Source organism: Pseudomonas chlororaphis (assembly GCA_001023535.1).
GTDB classification, from domain to species: domain Bacteria; phylum Pseudomonadota; class Gammaproteobacteria; order Pseudomonadales; family Pseudomonadaceae; genus Aquipseudomonas; species Aquipseudomonas chlororaphis_E.
Genome location: CP011020.1, coordinates 4,951,563 through 4,967,509 on the forward strand (window position 1 = coordinate 4,951,563; position 15,947 = coordinate 4,967,509).

General features: G+C 64.0%; 14 protein-coding genes. 9 read left to right on the top strand and 5 right to left on the bottom strand.

From position 1 onward, the window contains the following. The first annotated feature begins 15 nt into the window (after window positions 1–15). The 4 genes from VM99_21695 (at window position 16) to VM99_21710 (ending at window position 4,696) form a co-directional block, all read left to right on the top strand. A complete protein-coding gene (locus VM99_21695) occupies window positions 16–864 on the top strand; it encodes a transketolase (protein AKK00554.1) in 849 nt (282 codons plus the stop codon). After that, window positions 861–1,868: a transketolase gene (locus VM99_21700; GenBank protein AKK00555.1), complete on the top strand. Its 1,008-nt coding sequence runs from the start codon at window positions 861–863 to the stop codon at window positions 1,866–1,868. Before VM99_21695 ends, VM99_21700 begins: the two co-directional genes overlap by 4 nt. Before the next feature lie 48 nt (window positions 1,869–1,916). After that, window positions 1,917–2,858 carry a lipase gene (locus VM99_21705; protein AKK00556.1) on the top strand — a complete coding sequence of 314 codons (942 nt, stop codon included), beginning with the start codon at window positions 1,917–1,919 and terminating at the stop codon, window positions 2,856–2,858. Window positions 2,859–2,929: 71 nt separating this feature from the next. Further along, window positions 2,930–4,696: a peptidase S8 and S53 subtilisin kexin sedolisin gene (locus VM99_21710; protein AKK00557.1), complete on the top strand. Its 1,767-nt coding sequence runs from the start codon at window positions 2,930–2,932 to the stop codon at window positions 4,694–4,696. Window positions 4,697–4,707: 11 nt separating this feature from the next. On the opposite strand, the gene VM99_21715 is transcribed toward VM99_21710, so the two are convergent. The 5 genes from VM99_21715 to VM99_21735 all read right to left on the bottom strand — a co-directional run bounded on the left by VM99_21715 (window position 4,708) and on the right by VM99_21735 (window position 9,467). After that, window positions 4,708–6,318 carry a gamma-glutamyltransferase gene (locus tag VM99_21715; GenBank protein ID AKK00558.1) on the bottom strand — a complete coding sequence of 537 codons (1,611 nt, stop codon included), beginning with the start codon at window positions 6,316–6,318 and terminating at the stop codon, window positions 4,708–4,710. 28 nt (window positions 6,319–6,346) lie between these two features. After that, window positions 6,347–7,126, bottom strand: coding sequence for an arginine ABC transporter ATP-binding protein (locus VM99_21720; protein ID AKK00559.1), 780 nt, complete (start codon window positions 7,124–7,126; stop codon window positions 6,347–6,349). 2 nt (window positions 7,127–7,128) lie between these two features. After that, complete coding sequence (locus VM99_21725; protein AKK00560.1) at window positions 7,129–7,905, bottom strand: polar amino acid ABC transporter permease; 777 nt, start codon at window positions 7,903–7,905, stop codon at window positions 7,129–7,131. Window positions 7,906–7,917: 12 nt separating this feature from the next. Then, a complete protein-coding gene (locus VM99_21730; GenBank protein AKK00561.1) occupies window positions 7,918–8,724 on the bottom strand; it encodes an ABC transporter substrate-binding protein in 807 nt (268 codons plus the stop codon). A gap of 74 nt (window positions 8,725–8,798) precedes the next feature. Beyond that, a complete protein-coding gene (locus VM99_21735; GenBank protein ID AKK00562.1) occupies window positions 8,799–9,467 on the bottom strand; it encodes a GntR family transcriptional regulator in 669 nt (222 codons plus the stop codon). 305 nt (window positions 9,468–9,772) lie between these two features. Here VM99_21735 and VM99_21740 point away from each other — a divergent pair, with 305 nt between their 5' ends. From VM99_21740 to VM99_21760, 5 genes are all read left to right on the top strand, one after another. Next, window positions 9,773–10,885, top strand: coding sequence for a permease (locus VM99_21740; protein AKK00563.1), 1,113 nt, complete (start codon window positions 9,773–9,775; stop codon window positions 10,883–10,885). Between the two features lie 7 nt (window positions 10,886–10,892). After that, on the top strand, window positions 10,893–12,434 hold the full coding sequence (locus tag VM99_21745; GenBank protein ID AKK01826.1) for an RND transporter: 1,542 nt from the start codon (window positions 10,893–10,895) through the stop codon (window positions 12,432–12,434). Beyond that, window positions 12,427–13,548 (top strand): hemolysin D, encoded by a 1,122-nt coding sequence (locus tag VM99_21750; GenBank protein ID AKK00564.1) that lies wholly within the window; start codon window positions 12,427–12,429, stop codon window positions 13,546–13,548. The genes VM99_21745 and VM99_21750 overlap by 8 nt, the downstream gene beginning before the upstream one ends. Next, complete coding sequence (locus VM99_21755; GenBank protein ID AKK00565.1) at window positions 13,538–14,560, top strand: membrane protein; 1,023 nt, start codon at window positions 13,538–13,540, stop codon at window positions 14,558–14,560. The genes VM99_21750 and VM99_21755 overlap by 11 nt, the downstream gene beginning before the upstream one ends. A gap of 63 nt (window positions 14,561–14,623) precedes the next feature. Further along, on the top strand, window positions 14,624–15,829 hold the full coding sequence (locus VM99_21760) for a portal protein (protein ID AKK00566.1): 1,206 nt from the start codon (window positions 14,624–14,626) through the stop codon (window positions 15,827–15,829). The last annotated feature ends 118 nt before the right edge of the window (window positions 15,830–15,947 follow it).

Here is a 15,947-nt window from a genome sequence, read left to right on the forward strand (position 1 = left end):
ATCGGAGTCGTCATCATGACTGTAACCGCACCGTCCACATCGTTATCGGCCCTGGCTGATCGCGCCCACAACATCCGCCGTCATGCGCTGCGCATGGGCCAGGTCCAAGGCCAGGGCTATGTCGGCCAGGCGCTGGGGGCGGCCGACCTGCTGGCCGTGTCCTACTTCCATGCCCTGCGTTACCAGCCGCAGAACCCTGAATGGGAGCAGCGCGACCGTTTCTACCTGTCGATCGGGCACTACGCGATTGCGTTGTACGCGGCCCTGATCGAGGCTGGCGTGATCCCCCTCGACGAGCTGGAAACCTACGGCTCGGACGACAGCCGCCTGCCGATGTCGGGCATGGCGGCGTACACCCCGGGCATGGAAATCACCGGCGGCTCCCTCGGCCATGGCCTGGGCATCGCCGTGGGCGCCTGTCTTGGGCTCAAGCGCAAGGTATCCGACGCGTTCGTCTACAACTTGCTGTCCGACGGCGAACTCAATGAAGGCTCGACCTGGGAAGCCGCGATGTCGGCCTCGCACTGGAAGCTCGACAACCTGATCGCGATCATCGATGTCAACAACCAGCAGGCTGACGGTCATTCCAGCGAAGTGCTGGCGTTCGAACCGATCGTCGACCGCTGGCAGGCATTTGGCTGGTTCACCCAACGGGTGGATGGCAACGACATCGCCGCGCTGGTCACTGCTTTCGACGCCGCCCGCCGACATCCAGGGGCCCAACCCCGGGTGATCATCTGTGACACCAAGATGGGCAAGGGCGTGGACTTCCTCGAAACACGTGAAAAGACCCACTTCATCCGTGTCGACGAAAACGAATGGGATCTGGCATTGAACAATCTGAAGGTCGGGAGAACCGTATGAGCAGTGTGAACACCCCCGCGAACGGCAAGAAGCGCCTGACGACATCGGCCATGATCGCCTCGATCGCCGCCGAAGGCCAGGCGACCCGCTCCGCCCCCTTCGGCCATGCCCTGGCCGCACTGGCCGAGCAGCGTTCGGACATCGTCGGGCTGTCGGCCGACCTGTCGAAGTACACCGACCTGCACATCTTCGCCAAGGCCCATCCGGAGCGGTTCTACCAGATGGGCATGGCCGAACAGCTGCTGATGAGCGCCGCCGCCGGCATGGCCCGCGAAGGTTGCGTGCCGTTCGCCACCACCTACGCCGTGTTCGCCTCACGCCGTGCCTATGACTTCATTTGCATGGCCATCGCCGAAGAAAACCTCAACGTCAAGATCGTCTGCGGCTTGCCCGGGCTGACCACCGGCTACGGGCCAAGCCACCAGGCCACCGATGACCTGGCGATCTTTCGCGCCATGCCGAACCTGATGGTCATCGACCCTTGCGACGCGCTCGAAATCGAACAGGCGGTGCCGGCCATCGCCGCGCACAACGGGCCGGTGTACATGCGCCTGTTGCGCGGAAACGTGCCACTGGTGCTCGACGAGTACGGCTACACCTTCGAGATCGGCAAGGCCAAGACCCTGCGCACCGGCAAGGACGTGCTGATCATTTCCACCGGCCTGATGACCATGCGCTCGCTGGAAGCGGCGCAGAAGCTCCAGGCCGACGGTGTCGACGTCGCCGTGCTTCACGTCCCGACCATCAAGCCGCTGGACGAGCAGACCCTGCTCGCCGAGGCTCGTAAGCCGGGGCGCCTGGTGGTCACGGCCGAGAACCACTCGGTGATCGGCGGCCTGGGCGAGGCGGTGGCGACCGTGCTGCTGCGCAACGGTGTCACGCCAACGTTCAGACAGATCGCGCTGCCCGATGCGTTCCTTGATGCCGGCGCACTTCCAACACTCCACGACCGCTACGGCATCTCGACCCAGGCAGTCTGCGCGCAGATCAAAAGCTGGCTGTAGATACTCAAATCGCAGGGGCTACGGCCCCTGCTCCGCCAGGAGACACGAATGGATGCGGCAGCATTGCTTGACCCAGCGTATCGAGTGTTTCTCGAAGAAACGCCCAGTGACTGGACGCTCGCCACCCTGCCCGACATCCGGCGCCGGGTTGGCAGCGGTTACAAATCGCCCCACGATGCCCGCGGTGAAGTCCGGTGGACAATGGACACGCCAGCGACGCCAGGCGTCCGCTTGCGCCTGTACCGGCCCGACGCAGCGCCTGAAGGTCAGCCGCTGGCAAGCCTTCTTTACTTGCATGGCGGCGGCTTCGTACTGGGCTGCCCCGAGATGGCGGACGATTACCTGGCCGACCTCGCCAACGCACAGCAGGTAGTGATCGTGGCGGTGGATTATCGGCTCGCGCCGGAGCATCCGTTCCCGGCCGCTCTGCAGGACGGACACACAGCCCTCGACTGGATGGCTCGCAACAGTGAAACCCTGGGCCTGGACATCAATAGAGTGCTCATCATGGGCCACAGTGCCGGCGGCGGCCTGGCCGCTGCCCTGGCCATCTCCGCGCGGGACAGCGGCCTGATCGCCATTGCCGGCCTGGTGCTCGTCTACCCGATGCTCGACCACCGAACAGGCTCACCCTGCGCCCCTGTCGCCAACCCCACCACCAGGCAATTGAGCTGGCGGCCGGAGGCCAACCAGTTCTGCTGGCAATGCCTGCGCGGCGCCTATGCCCTGGACGATGAACGCGTGCCGCTGTTCTCTCCCGCCCTGGCGCAGGACCTGACGGGGTTGCCACCGACGTTCATCTGCGTCGGCGCGCTGGACCTGTTCCTGGAGGAAGACGTAGCGTTCGCGCTGAAGCTGTCGCGCGACGGCGTAGCCGTGGAACTCCATGTGTACCCCGGCGTGCCGCATATGTTCGATCAACACCCCGGTGCGCTCAGCGAGCGGTGCCACAGGGATGTTGCGTGGGCAATCGAGAAGTTCTGCCGCTGACGGCGCCAAGGAACGTTACGGTGAATCCGGCAGTCGGAGCAATCAGGCCCCTTCTCAAGGAAAATCACCCCATGCCCCTGCGTTCCGCCGCCCTCGCGGCCTTGTTTGTCCTGGCGAGCCACTGCGCGAGCGCGGCACAGGAGCCGCTGCGCCTGGAGGGCCTCAAGCGCTGCGGCGACCTGCTGGACGATCAGCGCCAGGATTGGTGCCTGACCGTGCGAGGGCTGGGCGAAGCCGTTCCGACACTGCATCTGGGGGCAAAGGCACTCCCTACGGACGTGGTCCGGCGTGAGGGCAACGCCCTGCGGTTAAGCTTGGCCAGCCGCGGATACCAGAGCGGCCCGCTGTGGCTGGAAGACGGTTCGCGCCACAGCAACGCCGCCTGGCTGAGCCTGCGCGACAGCCATGTGCTGGCCGCCGGACCGGGTGAAGTGGCGAAGAATATGGATGGCTTGACCACCTACGTCGACCTGGTCAGCGTGCTGATCGAAGAAGATCACGATGGCCGCCAGGAAGCCGAGCGCCTGGCCCGCAAGTACGGGGCGACGGTGGTCGGGCGCATCGCCCCACTGAACCTGTACCAGCTTCGCCTGCCGGCCAAGGACCTGGTCCAGCGTGATGCCCTGGTGCTGCGCTTGGGCAGCGAGACCAGTGTCGATGCGGTGGTCGTCGAGGAGTCCGCCGCCGAAGAGGCCGAGCAGGCACCGGCTCGCCCCGAGGAACCCGGCAAGCCCTCGCCGGACTCCGATGAATGGGCCGCCAATCGCTTCCTCGACGCGGTGAATTACTATCAGCGCCGCATCCCCGGGCGCCAGGCGCCGATCCCGGCGCAACCGGTGCGCATCGGCCTGATCGAGCGCGACGTCGACTTCGACACCGCCGATTTCGCCGACTACGTCGGGCCGTGCACGCTGCCGCGCACCTGCGTCTACGCGCGTGACGCAGACAAGCCGGACAACCATGGCACCACCGTCGCCGGCATCCTCGCGGCGCGCTGGAACGACGGCGGCAACAGCGGTTTCCTGCGCGGCCTGGACAAGGCCAGTGGGGGCTTCGAGGTCATCGTCGAGCGCAACTCCGATGCCGGGATCACCGCCAACATCGCCGCCTCGGTCAACCTGGTGGAAGACGGCGTGCGCGTGCTCAACTGGAGCTGGGGCATCCACCGCGTCGGCGCCAAGGACGTCAAGGGCGATGACGTGGATTCCCTGCTGCGCTCGGGCATTGCCATGGGCGGCTACGAGGAACTGTTGGAAGAGTTCTTCCTGTGGCTGCGCAAGGAACACCCCGACGTGGTGGTGGTGAACTCCGCCGGCAACGGCTCGTCGTTCTCGGGCACCGATGAATATCGCCTGCCCTCCTCCTTCATCACCGAACAACTGCTGGTGGTCGGCGGGCATCAACGCAGCGAGCGCGAGGACGTGGCCGTGGACGACCCCGGCTACGCGGTCAAGCGCAGCTCTTCGAACATCGACATGCGCGTCGACATCACCGCGGCCGCCTGCGCCCACGCCTCGACCGCCCGCGCTGGCGAGGAAGGCGCCGTGCATTGCGGCACCTCCTACGCCACGCCGATGGTCGCCAGCCTGCTGGCGGCGATGCTGTCCATCAATCCGCAGTTGCAGCCCGAGCAATTGCGCATGCTGCTGCGCCGCAGCGCCATGACCATCGGTGACAATCACGACTTCGAAAGGATGGACGCGGAAGACCTCACCGCCCCCATCCTGCCATCGGAGCGCCGCTACCAGCTCAACGACCGGGACGTCGGCCGTTCAGCGCGGCTGGACATGCAGAAGGCGCTGGACCTGGCGGTGCAAAGCCGCGAGCGGGTGCGCTGAAGCGGCCGTCATCACCAGACCGCAATATGCGAATCCGCCCGAGGCTCGGTCCCGCCACACAACACGCCACTGACCGGGTCGCGAAGGATGATCTGGCCGCGCCCATAGTGGGTCAGGTCGCTGCTGACCTGCACCTGATGACCCCGCCGGGCCAGGGCGTTGACCAGATCCGCTGACGCGCCGTGCTCGATGCCCACGTTCATCCCGCCCAGCCATTGCCAGCGTGGCGCGTCCAGGGCCGCCTGCGGGTTCAAGCCGAAATCCACCAGGTTCATGACCATCTGCACATGCCCCTGGGGTTGCATGTAGCCGCCCATGACGCCAAAGGGGCCAAGGGCCTGGCCATTGTGGGTGAGGAAGCCGGGGATGATGGTATGGAAGGTTTTCTTGCCTGGGACCAGGCAGTTGGCATGCGCCGGATCGAGGCTGAATTCCTGCCCGCGATTCTGCAGGGCAATGCCACTGTCGGGCAGCACCACCCCGGAGCCGAAGCCGTGGTAGTTGCTCTGGATGAACGAGACCATGTTGCCTTCGGCATCGGCGGTTGCCAGGTACACCGTGCCGCTGGCGTGGGGATCGCCCGGCGCGGGTGGCTGCGCCTGTTCGCCGATCTGCGCGCGGCGTCGGGCGCTGTAGTCATCGCTGAGCAAGTCTGCCACGGCCACGCGCATGTGCGCAGGGTCAGTGATGTAGTGCAAACCATCGCTGTAGGCCAACTTCATCGCTTCGAGCTGGCGGTGCCAGGTCTGTTGGCTGTCACGGTGATCGAAACGGAACCCTTCGAGCAACTTCAGCGCCATCAAGGCCACCAGGCCCTGCCCGCTCGGTGGGATTTCCCAGACATCGACGCCTCGATAATTGACGTGGATCGGCTCGACCCACTGGGCGCGATAGTCCTTGAGGTCCGCGCTGCGCAAGTAGCCACCGCTGGCACGGGAATGGGCATCCAGGCGCTCGGCCAGGGCACCGCGATAGAGGCTTTCGCAGCGGGTGGCGGCGAGTTCTTCAAGGGTCCGGGCCTGGGCCGGGTTGCAGAACACCTCCCCGGCCCGCGGCGCGCGGCCGTCGATCAGGAACGTTTCGAACCATGCCTGCAGCACCGGGTCGCGATGGGGCGTGAACTCGTCCAGAGCCGCCTGCCATTGATGGGCAACCACCGGCGACAGCGCAAAGCCGCCTCGCGCCAAGCTGATCGCCGGTTGTAGCAACTCGGCAAAAGGCAATTTGCCGAAACGCTGCGACAGCTCGGCCCAGGCCGATGGGCATCCCGGCACGGTCACGGGCGTCCAGCCATAGAGCGGCATCTGCCCATGGCCGGCGGCCTTGACCGCTTCGATGCTCAGGGCCGCCGGCGCGTGGCCGTTGCCATTGAGGCCGTGCAGTTGGCCCTGGCTCCAGACCAGGGCGAAGGCGTCGCCGCCGATTCCGCAGCCGGTGGGTTCGACCACCGTCAGCGCCGCCGCCGTGGCGATGGCGGCATCGATGGCATTGCCGCCTTTTTGCATGATCTCGATACCCGCTTGTGCGGCCAGGGGCTGGGAAGCCGCCACCATGCCGCGACGGGCAAAGACACTCTGGCGTTGCGAGGGATACGGGTGCTCGTGAGCCGAAAATTTCAACATGACAAAGTCTCTTCACCGACGAAATGAATCAAAGCACGCGACTGAGAAAAGCCCGGGTACGCGGATGGCTGGGATGACTGAAGATCTGCTCCGGCGGACCTTGCTCGATGAGCTCGCCCTGGTCCAGCACCACCACGCGGTCCGCCACTTCGCGGGCGAAGCCCATTTCGTGGGTGACCACCACCATGGTCATGCCGTCCTCCGCCAATTCCTTCATCACCTGCAAGACCTCCCCGACGGTTTCCGGATCGAGGGCGCTGGTGGGTTCGTCGAACAGCATCGCCTGGGGCTTCATCGCCAAGGCGCGGGCAATCGCCACGCGCTGCTGCTGGCCGCCGGAAAGCATCGAGGGGTAATGGTCGGCCTTGTCCGCCAGGCCAACCCGTTCCAGCAGACTGCGGGCCTGCTCCAGAGCAGCGCCGCGCGGCGTCCCAAGCACCTGGATCGGCGCTTCGATGATGTTTTCCAGGGCCGTCATGTGGGGGAACAGGTTGAAGCGTTGGAACACCATGCCGATGTCCCGGCGCTGGCGGGCGATGTTGCGCTCCGAATCACGCACCAGGCTGCCATCGGCGCGCTCGCGGTAACCCATGGCCCGGCCGTTGACACGAATGCGCCCGGCCTGGATGTCCTCCAGCAAGTTGATGCAGCGGATGAACGTGGTCTTGCCGGAGCCGGACGCGCCGATCAGCACCACCACCTCGCCACGGCGCACCTGTAGGGAAATGCCCTTGAGGATCTGCAAGTCGCCAAAGGACTTGTGCACGTCCAGCGCCTCGATGATCAGTTCTTCGCTCTTGTGCGCCATGGTCAACGCTCCCTCAACAGTTTAAGGCTGCTGCGCCCGAACATCCGGGTAGCGGCCGGCGGCGGCGACGATGGTCGGTCCGATTGCCCGAAACGGGCTTCCAGCCAGCGCTGGAAAAAGCCCCAGAGGGTGGTCAGCAACAGGAAATAGATCGCCACCACCAGGTACAACTCGAACACCCGGAACGTCGCGGACGTAACCATTTGCGTGCTGAGCAGCAGCTCCTGCACACCGATCACACTGACCAGCGTGGTGTTCTTGAGCATGACGTTGAACTCGTTGCCCAGCGGCGGCACGATGAACCGAAAGGCCTGGGGCAGGATGATCCGGCGCATCAGCTTGGCGAAGGTCATGCCCAGGGAGCGCCCGGCTTCATACTGGCCCTTGTCGACCGCGCCGATGCCGGCCCGGATGATCTCGGCCATGTAGGCGCCTTCGTTGAGACCCAGGGCAATGATCGCCGCCTGGATATTGCCGGGGATCACCAGGCCGAATAGCTCAATGTCCTCGAAGCGGAACACCCCTCCGGCCGCCAGCGCGGTGTAGAGGAAGACAATCTGCACCAGCAATGGCGTGCCGCGCATCAACCACACGTAAAAGCGCACGGGCATGTGCAGCAATGGGTTCTTCGACAACCGTAGCAAGGCTGCGGCCAACCCGAGCACACAGCCCAGCAGCATCGCCAGCACGCTGATCACGCAGGTCAGCCACAGGCCGGTGAGGTAGACCCCACTGGGCTGTAGCAGGTACTGCCAAAACACATCCCAATTGAAATTCATCGACGCCTTCCCTCAATCGAGCGTATCGCTGGCGACGTGCCAGTTGCTGAGCAATTGGCGGTAGCTGCCGTCGCTGCGCATGTCGTTGATGATTTGCTGCACCGCAGCGCTGAGTTGCGGATCGTCCTTGCGAATGCCGATGCCGGTGAGGATTCGGCTGAAGGCCGGTACGCCTTCCTCGAACAGATCGGGGGCCATGGCGGCGTAGTAGCCGGCGGTTTCCACGGTGGTGCCGTAAGCATCGACCTGGCTGATGCGCAGTGCCTGGAACGCATCGGTGTCGGTGTTGTAGACCACCAGTTTCATCGGCGGCTTGCCGGCCTTGGCCAGCGTGTCATTCTCGGCGTCGAGCAGGGTCTTGATGGTGGAACCGTTGAGCACCGCGACCTTGCGGGTGGACAAGTCTGTCAGTGTCTTGATGCCCTTCGGATTGCCCTTGGGCACCACCACCGCCTGGCTGGAATACATGTAGTTGACGATGTCGATGACTTCCCGGCGCTCGGGCTTGTCGAACAGTTGGTCGACGATCATGTCGCACTGCTTGGCCAACAGCGCCGGGACCAGACCGGAGAACGGAATGACCCGCCATTGCACCTTCTTGTCCCCCAGGCGCTTGGCGATCTCCAGGCCCAGGTCGACCGTCAGCCCCTTGGGCTTCTGCGCCTCATCGAAGGCCACCAGCGGCGGCGAGTCCATGCCGGAGCAGTAGACCAGTGTGTCGACCTTGAGCAAACGCTCCGGTACGACGGGGGCGGCCTGCGCCCACTGAGTACACAATCCCAAGGTTATTGCAGCGATCAACAAGCGAGGCTTATGCATGACCAGACACTCCAGTTCGGTGGGTAACGGGCAGTACTCAGCGTCAAAACAAGGCAGGCTCGTGCCTGCTCTGGCTATTTTTTCGATTGCAGGAAACGGATCAGTTCAGGGACGGTGCCTTCGATATGGGTGCGTATGACTGCCTCGGCCTTCTCGGCATCGCCGGCCCGTATGGCCTCGAGGATCACCGCATGCTCCTGGCGTGCGCTCAACGGCTTGTCGACATGCTGCAACCACAGGCGCATAGGCGCTTCCACCAGCGCGTAGAGGGCGCTGATCTGCTTGAGCAATCGCGGGCGACCGCTGAGGCTGCACAGGTATTCATGAAAGGCCCGATGCCGGCTGACCCACTCGGCGCTCTCGTCGCGGTAGTCGTCCATCTCATCCAGCAGGCGTTCAAGCGCGGCCAGTTGCCGGGCGCCGATGCGCCCCACCGCGACGCGCATCGCCAGGCCTTCGAGGGCGCTGCGCATTTCGAAGACTTCCTGCAATTCATCGATGTCCAGGCCACTGACCACCGCCCCGCGATTGGGCCGCAACGTCACCAGACCCTGGGCGTCCAGGCGGCGAAACGCCTCGCGCACCGGCATCCGGCTCATGCCGATCTCACTGGCGATGTCCTCGGCGATCAGCCGGTCGCCCTTGTGAAATCGTCCGCCACAAATAGCCTCCAGCAGGAAGTTGTAGGCCTCTTCCTCGGCCGTCATCGGAGGGCGTTCAGCAAACGTAGGAGCGAATTGCATGGCAGCACCTTCTGCATTTTTGTATCCAATTATCCATAGATTCAAAAGAGCAGGATGCATGCCAGCTTCGAGCATGACCGGACAAGTAACTGATTTATTGAAAAATATCTTCGGTAGGAGCCATTTCGTACGGTGATGGTGGTCAGTAAGTGTGCTACCGAACGGCTCACCGGCGCCCCTTGAATGTGCAAGACGGTAGCCCGGTAACACCGGCGTCGTATCTGGCGTCGGCAGCACGACGGCGCACTGTCCATTCTCCACTACACTGGGTGAATTCGAGCTGCTCACCCCCTGAGGATACTCAGATGCCCTCTGTGCCAGTTTCCCAAACCCCGTGGTCCCGCAGCATGCTCGATGTTTTGATTCGCGCCGGCCTACTTGCCGTCATGGTGTTCTTCTGTTACCGGATCTTCAGCCCCTTTCTCGATTTGATGCTGTGGGCGGTGATCCTGGCGATCACCCTCTATCCCGTGCAAATAAAGCTGAAAGACAGGCTGGGTTTGAGCGACGGGTACACCGCGACGCTGCTGGTATTGATCACATTGGGTATCCTGGCGATTCCGACCCTGTTGCTGGGCAACTCGCTGGTGACCTCGATCCAGGGCGTGATGACCGACATCAAGGGCGACAATCTCCAGGTTCCGCTACCGCCCGATACCGTCGCTAACTGGCCGCTGGTGGGCAAGCCACTGCAACAGCTGTGGATGCGCGCCGCCACCGACCTCCCGGCTCTGGTGCAGAGCTACATTCCCCAGATCAAGCACTTCAGTCTTTCCCTGTTGAGTAAAGTCGCCGGTTTTGGCTTGGGCTTCCTCATCTTCGTCGGTTCGCTGATTGTTGCGGGTTGCTTCATGGCCTATGGTGAACGTGGGCACGCCAGCGCCATCCAGATTGTCTCGCGTATCTGCGGCGCGACCAAAGCCCACAGGATCACCCAACTGTGCACCTCGACCATTCGCGCGGTAGCGCTGGGGGTGATTGGCATCGCCTTTATCCAGATGCTGCTGGTAGGCCTGGGCTTCGTGTTCATGGGAGTGCCCGGCGCTGGTCTACTGGCGCTCGCCGTCCTGCTGATCGGCATTATGCAATTGCCGGCGACGCTGATTACCCTCCCAGTCATCATCTTCGTGTTTTCCACCGAGGGCGCGAGCACCACGACCATCGTCTTCGCCGTGTATGTGTTTGTCGCCGGTCTGGTGGACAACGTGCTCAAGCCGCTGTTGCTCGGCCGTGGGGTCAACGTGCCGATGCCGGTGATCCTGATCGGCGCCCTGGGCGGCATGGTCACCGGTGGCGTAATCGGCCTGTTCGTCGGCCCGGTGGTGCTTGCCGTCGGCTATCAGTTGTTCTGGCAATGGGTTGCCGCCCGGCCGCCGGAAGTCGCCGTCGAGGATGAGCTTCCGCCCGGCGCGCAGTAGCCCGGCCATGCGCGCCTCTCTGCATGGCGTCGCGCTTTGGCTGGCTGTCTTGTTCCTCGTCGCCTGCACCCGCCTGGGCCCGGACTTCCAATCGCCCGGCGAACCCTGGACAAAGACCTGGAACAGCCCAGCCATCGAGCACGCCAGCCATCGCCAGCACAGCCCGGACCTGCGCCAGTGGTGGCAGGTGTTCAGCGACCCGACGCTCGAACGCCTGATCGCTGAATCCGACGTCCATAACTCAAGCCTGAAGATTGCCGGTCTAAGGGTGATGGAAGCGCGAGCACAGTTGGGCATCGCGCAAAGCCAACGCTATCCGCAACTGCAACAAGCCAGCGCCGACACGCTGTACGCCAAGCGGTATCAGTCCGGGGGCAGTAACCCTCGGGACAGTCGATTCTGGCAGTACAGCGCCGGTTACGACATCGGCTGGGAGCTGGATTTCTGGGGCCGTTTTGCCCGCGCCATCGAGTCCGCGGACGCCGCTTACTTTGCGGCCCAGGCCAACTATGAAGACGCATTGGTGCTGCTGCGCGCCCAGGTCGCCATGACTTACTTCGCCTTGCGCACTACTGAAGCTAGACTGCGGGTGGCCCGGGAAAACGCGGCTCAACAACTGCGCAACCTTGAGATCACGGAAAAGCTCTACGCCAGCGGCCAGATCGCCGAACTCGACGTGCAACAGGCCAAGACTCAGTACCTGGGCACCTCCAGCAGCATTCCGAGCCTGGAAGACCAGGCCGCTCGCACGCGCAACGCATTGGCAGGGCTGATCGGTCAACCGCCAGGGGCCCTGTCGCTGCGGGATGAAAGCACTGGCTTGATCCCACTGGTGGACCGGGCCGTGTTGCAGGACGTGCCGGCCGAGCTGTTGCTGCGACGCCCGGATGTGCGAGCCGCTGAGCTCAATGTCGCCGCACAATCGGCCTTGATTGGCGTGGCCGAGTCCGAGCTTTATCCATCGCTGACGCTGCTGGGCAGCATCGTCTGGTCCACCGACTCGCTGAGTGGCACCTCCAACAACCTGGACCTGGTGGGCGGCCCCAGCTTGCGCTGGAACCTGTTCGACCATGGCCGGATCCGCAATAACGTGCGCGTCCAGGACGCCCGCCTGCAACAACTGATCGAGGCCTATCGCGAACAGGTCCGTCAGGCGGCGCGCGAAGCCGACGACGCCGCCACTGGACTGATCAAGGCGCTCGAACGCGAGCGCATTCTGCGCCAAGCCGCGCAGGCGGCCCAACGTTCGCTGGTGTTGGCCAACACCTGGTATCGCGAGGGCTACTCGGATTTCCAGCGGGTCCTGGACGCCCAGAGCGCGCTGTTGCAACAGCAGGACAACTACCTGATCAGCCGCAGCGACGCCGTAAACAACCTGGTCGCACTGTACAAGGCGCTGGGCGGAGGCTGGCAGAGTGACCAGCCTCTCGTGGACCCGCAGACCCGGCAATCTATGGAGCAACGCTCTGACTGGGGCAACCTGCTCACCCCTCCGACCGCCGCGCCGCCATCCGCCGCGGCAGCGCTCAAGGTGACCGACCATGACTGAAGCGCCGTCCCCCGCTCCGGCTCCAGTGCCCGAGGCCGACCCGGTGAACAGAGGCATCAAGTGGGTACTGCTGCTGATCGTGCTGAGCCTGGTCTGGTATTTATTGTCAGACCGCTTTACACCCTATACGCAGCAGGCGCGTGTCGGGGCCTTCGTCATTCCGGTGGCGTCCGAGGTCGCCGGTCGGGTAACCCGGGTCAACGTGCGCAACAACCAGGACATCGACGCCGGTGAGCTGCTCTTCGAGGTGGACCCATTGCCGTACCGGATTGCTGTCGACCGGGCCCGCGCCGAATTGGAAGCCACCCGTCGCCAGATCGGCGCCAACACCGCCGGCATCGCTTCGGCGCAGGCTTCGTTGCGTGCAGCACAAGCCAACGAGCTCAAGGCACGCCAGGACAATCAGCGCCTGGAGGGGTTGTACCGGGCCGATCCGGGAACCATTTCCGTGCGCGTGCTTGAGATCTCCCGCGCGACTCGCGAGCAGGCAACCAGCCAGGTCGCCGCCGCGCGCGCCGAGGTGCAACGGGCGCGCGAGCAGGAAGGCGGCAGCGACGAAGCCAACGCTTTGCTGCGCAGTGCCACCAGTGCCGTGCAGAAGGCTGAACTGGACTTGGCCAACAGCCAGGTACGCGCGCGCTCAGCCGGCCTGGTCACCGACCTGCGCACAGATGTCGGCCACTTTGCGGCGGCGGGCACGCCGGTGATGACCCTGATCGCCATCCACGATGTCTGGATCAGCGCGGACATGACCGAGAACAACCTTGGGTTGATAACCGTCGGTACACCGGTCGCCATTGTGCTCGATGCGTTGCCCGGCGAGGTATTGCAAGGGCGCGTGCGCAGTATCGGCTACGGCGTTGAAGTGAGCCAGGGCACCGCGCCCGGCACCCTGCCCACGGTGCGCAACAGCCGTGACTGGCTGCGTCCCGCGCAACGCTTCCCGGTGACGATCGAATTTTCTGCCGACGCCCGGGAGCGCCTGCGCACCCTGGGCGCGGTGCGGGCCGGTGGGCAAGCCGAGATAATGGCGTTTCCCTCGGAGGACAACCTGTTGAACCCGCTGGGCCGTGTGTTTCTGTGGTTGATGAGTTGGCTGTCCTATGCCTATTGAGCGAAGCGTGCGTGCCCAACGAGCGTTGCGACTGGCGAGCGGCACGGCGTCGAGTCTGGCGATCGGTTTCGGCCTGGACCTGCCGATTCCATTCCTTGCCCCTGTTCTTGCCATGATCCTGGCAATGACTCACCGGCCATTGTCCGCCGAGGACTGCCTGAAGCTGATGCTGGCGGCAATACTGACCACAGGTTGCGGACTGTTACTGATCCCTGTCCTGCGCTATTACCCGTTGTGCGGCGTCCTGCTGGTGGGGCTCGGTCTGTTCGTGGCATTCCGCTACGGCTTGTCGGGTGGCAATGTCCTGGTGATGACGTTCCTGGTCATCGGCCTGACCATGATCCCGGCTGCCGGTACCGCTGACTTCGGCGCTTCGGTCATGGTCATAGCGGCGCTGGTCCAGGGATTGCTCCTGGCGGTCGTCGCGCTGTTCTTCAGTCATTGTCTGTTTCCCGAGCCCAGCCAGGCGCCGACGCCGCCCATGCCGACAAGCCCATCCCCCAGCGACACGGGCCGACTGGCGCTGCGGGCCACCTTGATCGTGCTCCCCACGTTCCTGCTCGCCTTGATCGAACCCACCAAGTACCTGCCCATCATCCTCAAGGCCGTCGGCCTGGGCCAGCAAAGCTCCAGCACTGCCGCCAGCCAGGCCGGACGCGAGCTGCTAGGCTCGACGTTGCTGGGCGGATGGCTGGCGGTCGCGTTCTGGTGCGTCCTGAGCCTGTTCGTGCACCTCTGGATGTTTTTCCTGTGGACACTGCTGGTTGCCTTGTTGCTGGGCCGTAAGTTGTATGGCCTGGACCACACGCGGCTAAGCCCCGGTTTCTGGCTCAACACACTGATGACGATGATCATTCTGCTCGGCCAGTCAGTCCAGGACAGCGCAGCGGGCAAGGATGTCTACACCGCGTTCGCCGTACGCATGAGCCTATTCATTGCCGTCACGCTGTACGCGTGGCTGATCGTTCACTGGCTTGACCGTCATCGATCAAACCTGCCTGCCCCGGGGTAAAACGCGTAGCAACGCGAGCAGGTTTGCTCCACAGGAACGGCGCCGCTGATAGGAGAACATCCAATGCCTCATGACGGAAGCCTGCTCAAAGCCACGGTGATGTTCCTGCTGGCGGTGGTCCTGCTGGTGCCACTTGCCCAGCGTCTGCGGCTCGGCGCTGTGCCTGGCTATCTATTGGCCGGAGTACTCATCGGACCTTCGGTACTGGGCCTGGTGAACAATGCCCAGAACGTCAGCCGGCTCTCGGAAATCGGCGTGGTCATGCTGCTGTTCATCATCGGCCTGGAGTTGTCGCCGCGACGCCTCTGGATGATGCGCCGAGCGCTGTTCGGCGTCGGGTTGCTGCAGGTATTGCTCAGCGGCGTGGCCATCGGCGGGGCGGCGCTGCTGCTTGGGCAGGGCCATCAGGTGTCGGTGGTGATCGGGTTGGGCCTGGCACTGTCCTCCACCGCCTTTGGCCTGCAGATGCTGGCCGAACGCAAGGAACTGGGGAGCCCCCATGGCCGCCTGGCGGTAGCCATCCTGTTGTTCCAGGACATTGCCGCCATCCCACTGATTGCCTTGGTGCCTTTGCTCGGTACCCTGGACAGCGGCGCAGCCGCCGAAACCGGGCTCAGGCCAGTGCTGGCGGTGATCGTTGGGATCGGCGTGATCATCGTTGGCGGGCGCTTGCTGCTGCGACCGGCTTTTGCCTGGGCAGTGGGTTCGAGACTGCGGGAAGTCTCCACTGCCACCGCGTTGCTGCTGGTGCTGGGCACCGCCTGGATCATGGAGCACGTCGGGGTATCGATGGCATTGGGGGCCTTCCTGGCCGGCATGTTGATGGCCGAATCCGAGTACCGGCACGAAATGGAGACCCAGATCGAGCCGTTCAAAGGTTTGTTGCTCGGTTTGTTTTTCGTCGGCGTGGGCATGTCCATGGACTTGCGCTTGTTGAGTGCCGAACCTTGGGTGGTGCTCGGGCTGACGCTACTGCTGGTTGGCCTGAAGCTACCGATCCTGATGGGCCTTGGGCGCTGGGCCGGTGGCCTCGATCGGGCCGGGGCGATAGGGCTTGGGGTGGTCCTGGCCTCAGGTGGCGAGTTCGCCTTCGTGGTGTTCAAGCTGGCACTTGAGCAGCACCTGGTCGATCAGCGCCTGCACGATCTGCTGGTGTTGGCCATCGCGCTATCGATGGCTCTGGTACCGCTGTTGATGCTGGGCCTGGCACGCCGGCTGCCGGCGCGCGCAACTGATAGCCTTCCCTCCCAGGACCAAGACCAGCAATGAGGTGTCGTCTGTGCACTGCAAACCCATGGCCCGAGGTGGACAATGGCGTGCACATCTGCAATTCATGACGTGTTTTGATCCGTATGACTGCTGGGAAGCGAGCGTAAACAATTGGGGT

Coding starts and splice junctions, on each gene's coding strand:
- VM99_21755 (AKK00565.1), top strand. CDS start 13,538: ATGCCTATTGAGCGAAGCGTGCGTGCCCAACGAGCGTTGCGACTGGCG.
- VM99_21715 (AKK00558.1), bottom strand. CDS start 6,318: ATGTTGAAATTTTCGGCTCACGAGCACCCGTATCCCTCGCAACGCCAG.
- VM99_21700 (AKK00555.1), top strand. CDS start 861: ATGAGCAGTGTGAACACCCCCGCGAACGGCAAGAAGCGCCTGACGACA.
- VM99_21745 (AKK01826.1), top strand. CDS start 10,893: ATGCGCGCCTCTCTGCATGGCGTCGCGCTTTGGCTGGCTGTCTTGTTC.
- VM99_21735 (AKK00562.1), bottom strand. CDS start 9,467: ATGCAATTCGCTCCTACGTTTGCTGAACGCCCTCCGATGACGGCCGAG.
- VM99_21740 (AKK00563.1), top strand. CDS start 9,773: ATGCCCTCTGTGCCAGTTTCCCAAACCCCGTGGTCCCGCAGCATGCTC.
- VM99_21730 (AKK00561.1), bottom strand. CDS start 8,724: ATGCATAAGCCTCGCTTGTTGATCGCTGCAATAACCTTGGGATTGTGT.
- VM99_21725 (AKK00560.1), bottom strand. CDS start 7,905: ATGAATTTCAATTGGGATGTGTTTTGGCAGTACCTGCTACAGCCCAGT.
- VM99_21750 (AKK00564.1), top strand. CDS start 12,427: ATGACTGAAGCGCCGTCCCCCGCTCCGGCTCCAGTGCCCGAGGCCGAC.
- VM99_21720 (AKK00559.1), bottom strand. CDS start 7,126: ATGGCGCACAAGAGCGAAGAACTGATCATCGAGGCGCTGGACGTGCAC.
- VM99_21760 (AKK00566.1), top strand. CDS start 14,624: ATGCCTCATGACGGAAGCCTGCTCAAAGCCACGGTGATGTTCCTGCTG.
- VM99_21710 (AKK00557.1), top strand. CDS start 2,930: ATGCCCCTGCGTTCCGCCGCCCTCGCGGCCTTGTTTGTCCTGGCGAGC.
- VM99_21705 (AKK00556.1), top strand. CDS start 1,917: ATGGATGCGGCAGCATTGCTTGACCCAGCGTATCGAGTGTTTCTCGAA.
- VM99_21695 (AKK00554.1), top strand. CDS start 16: ATGACTGTAACCGCACCGTCCACATCGTTATCGGCCCTGGCTGATCGC.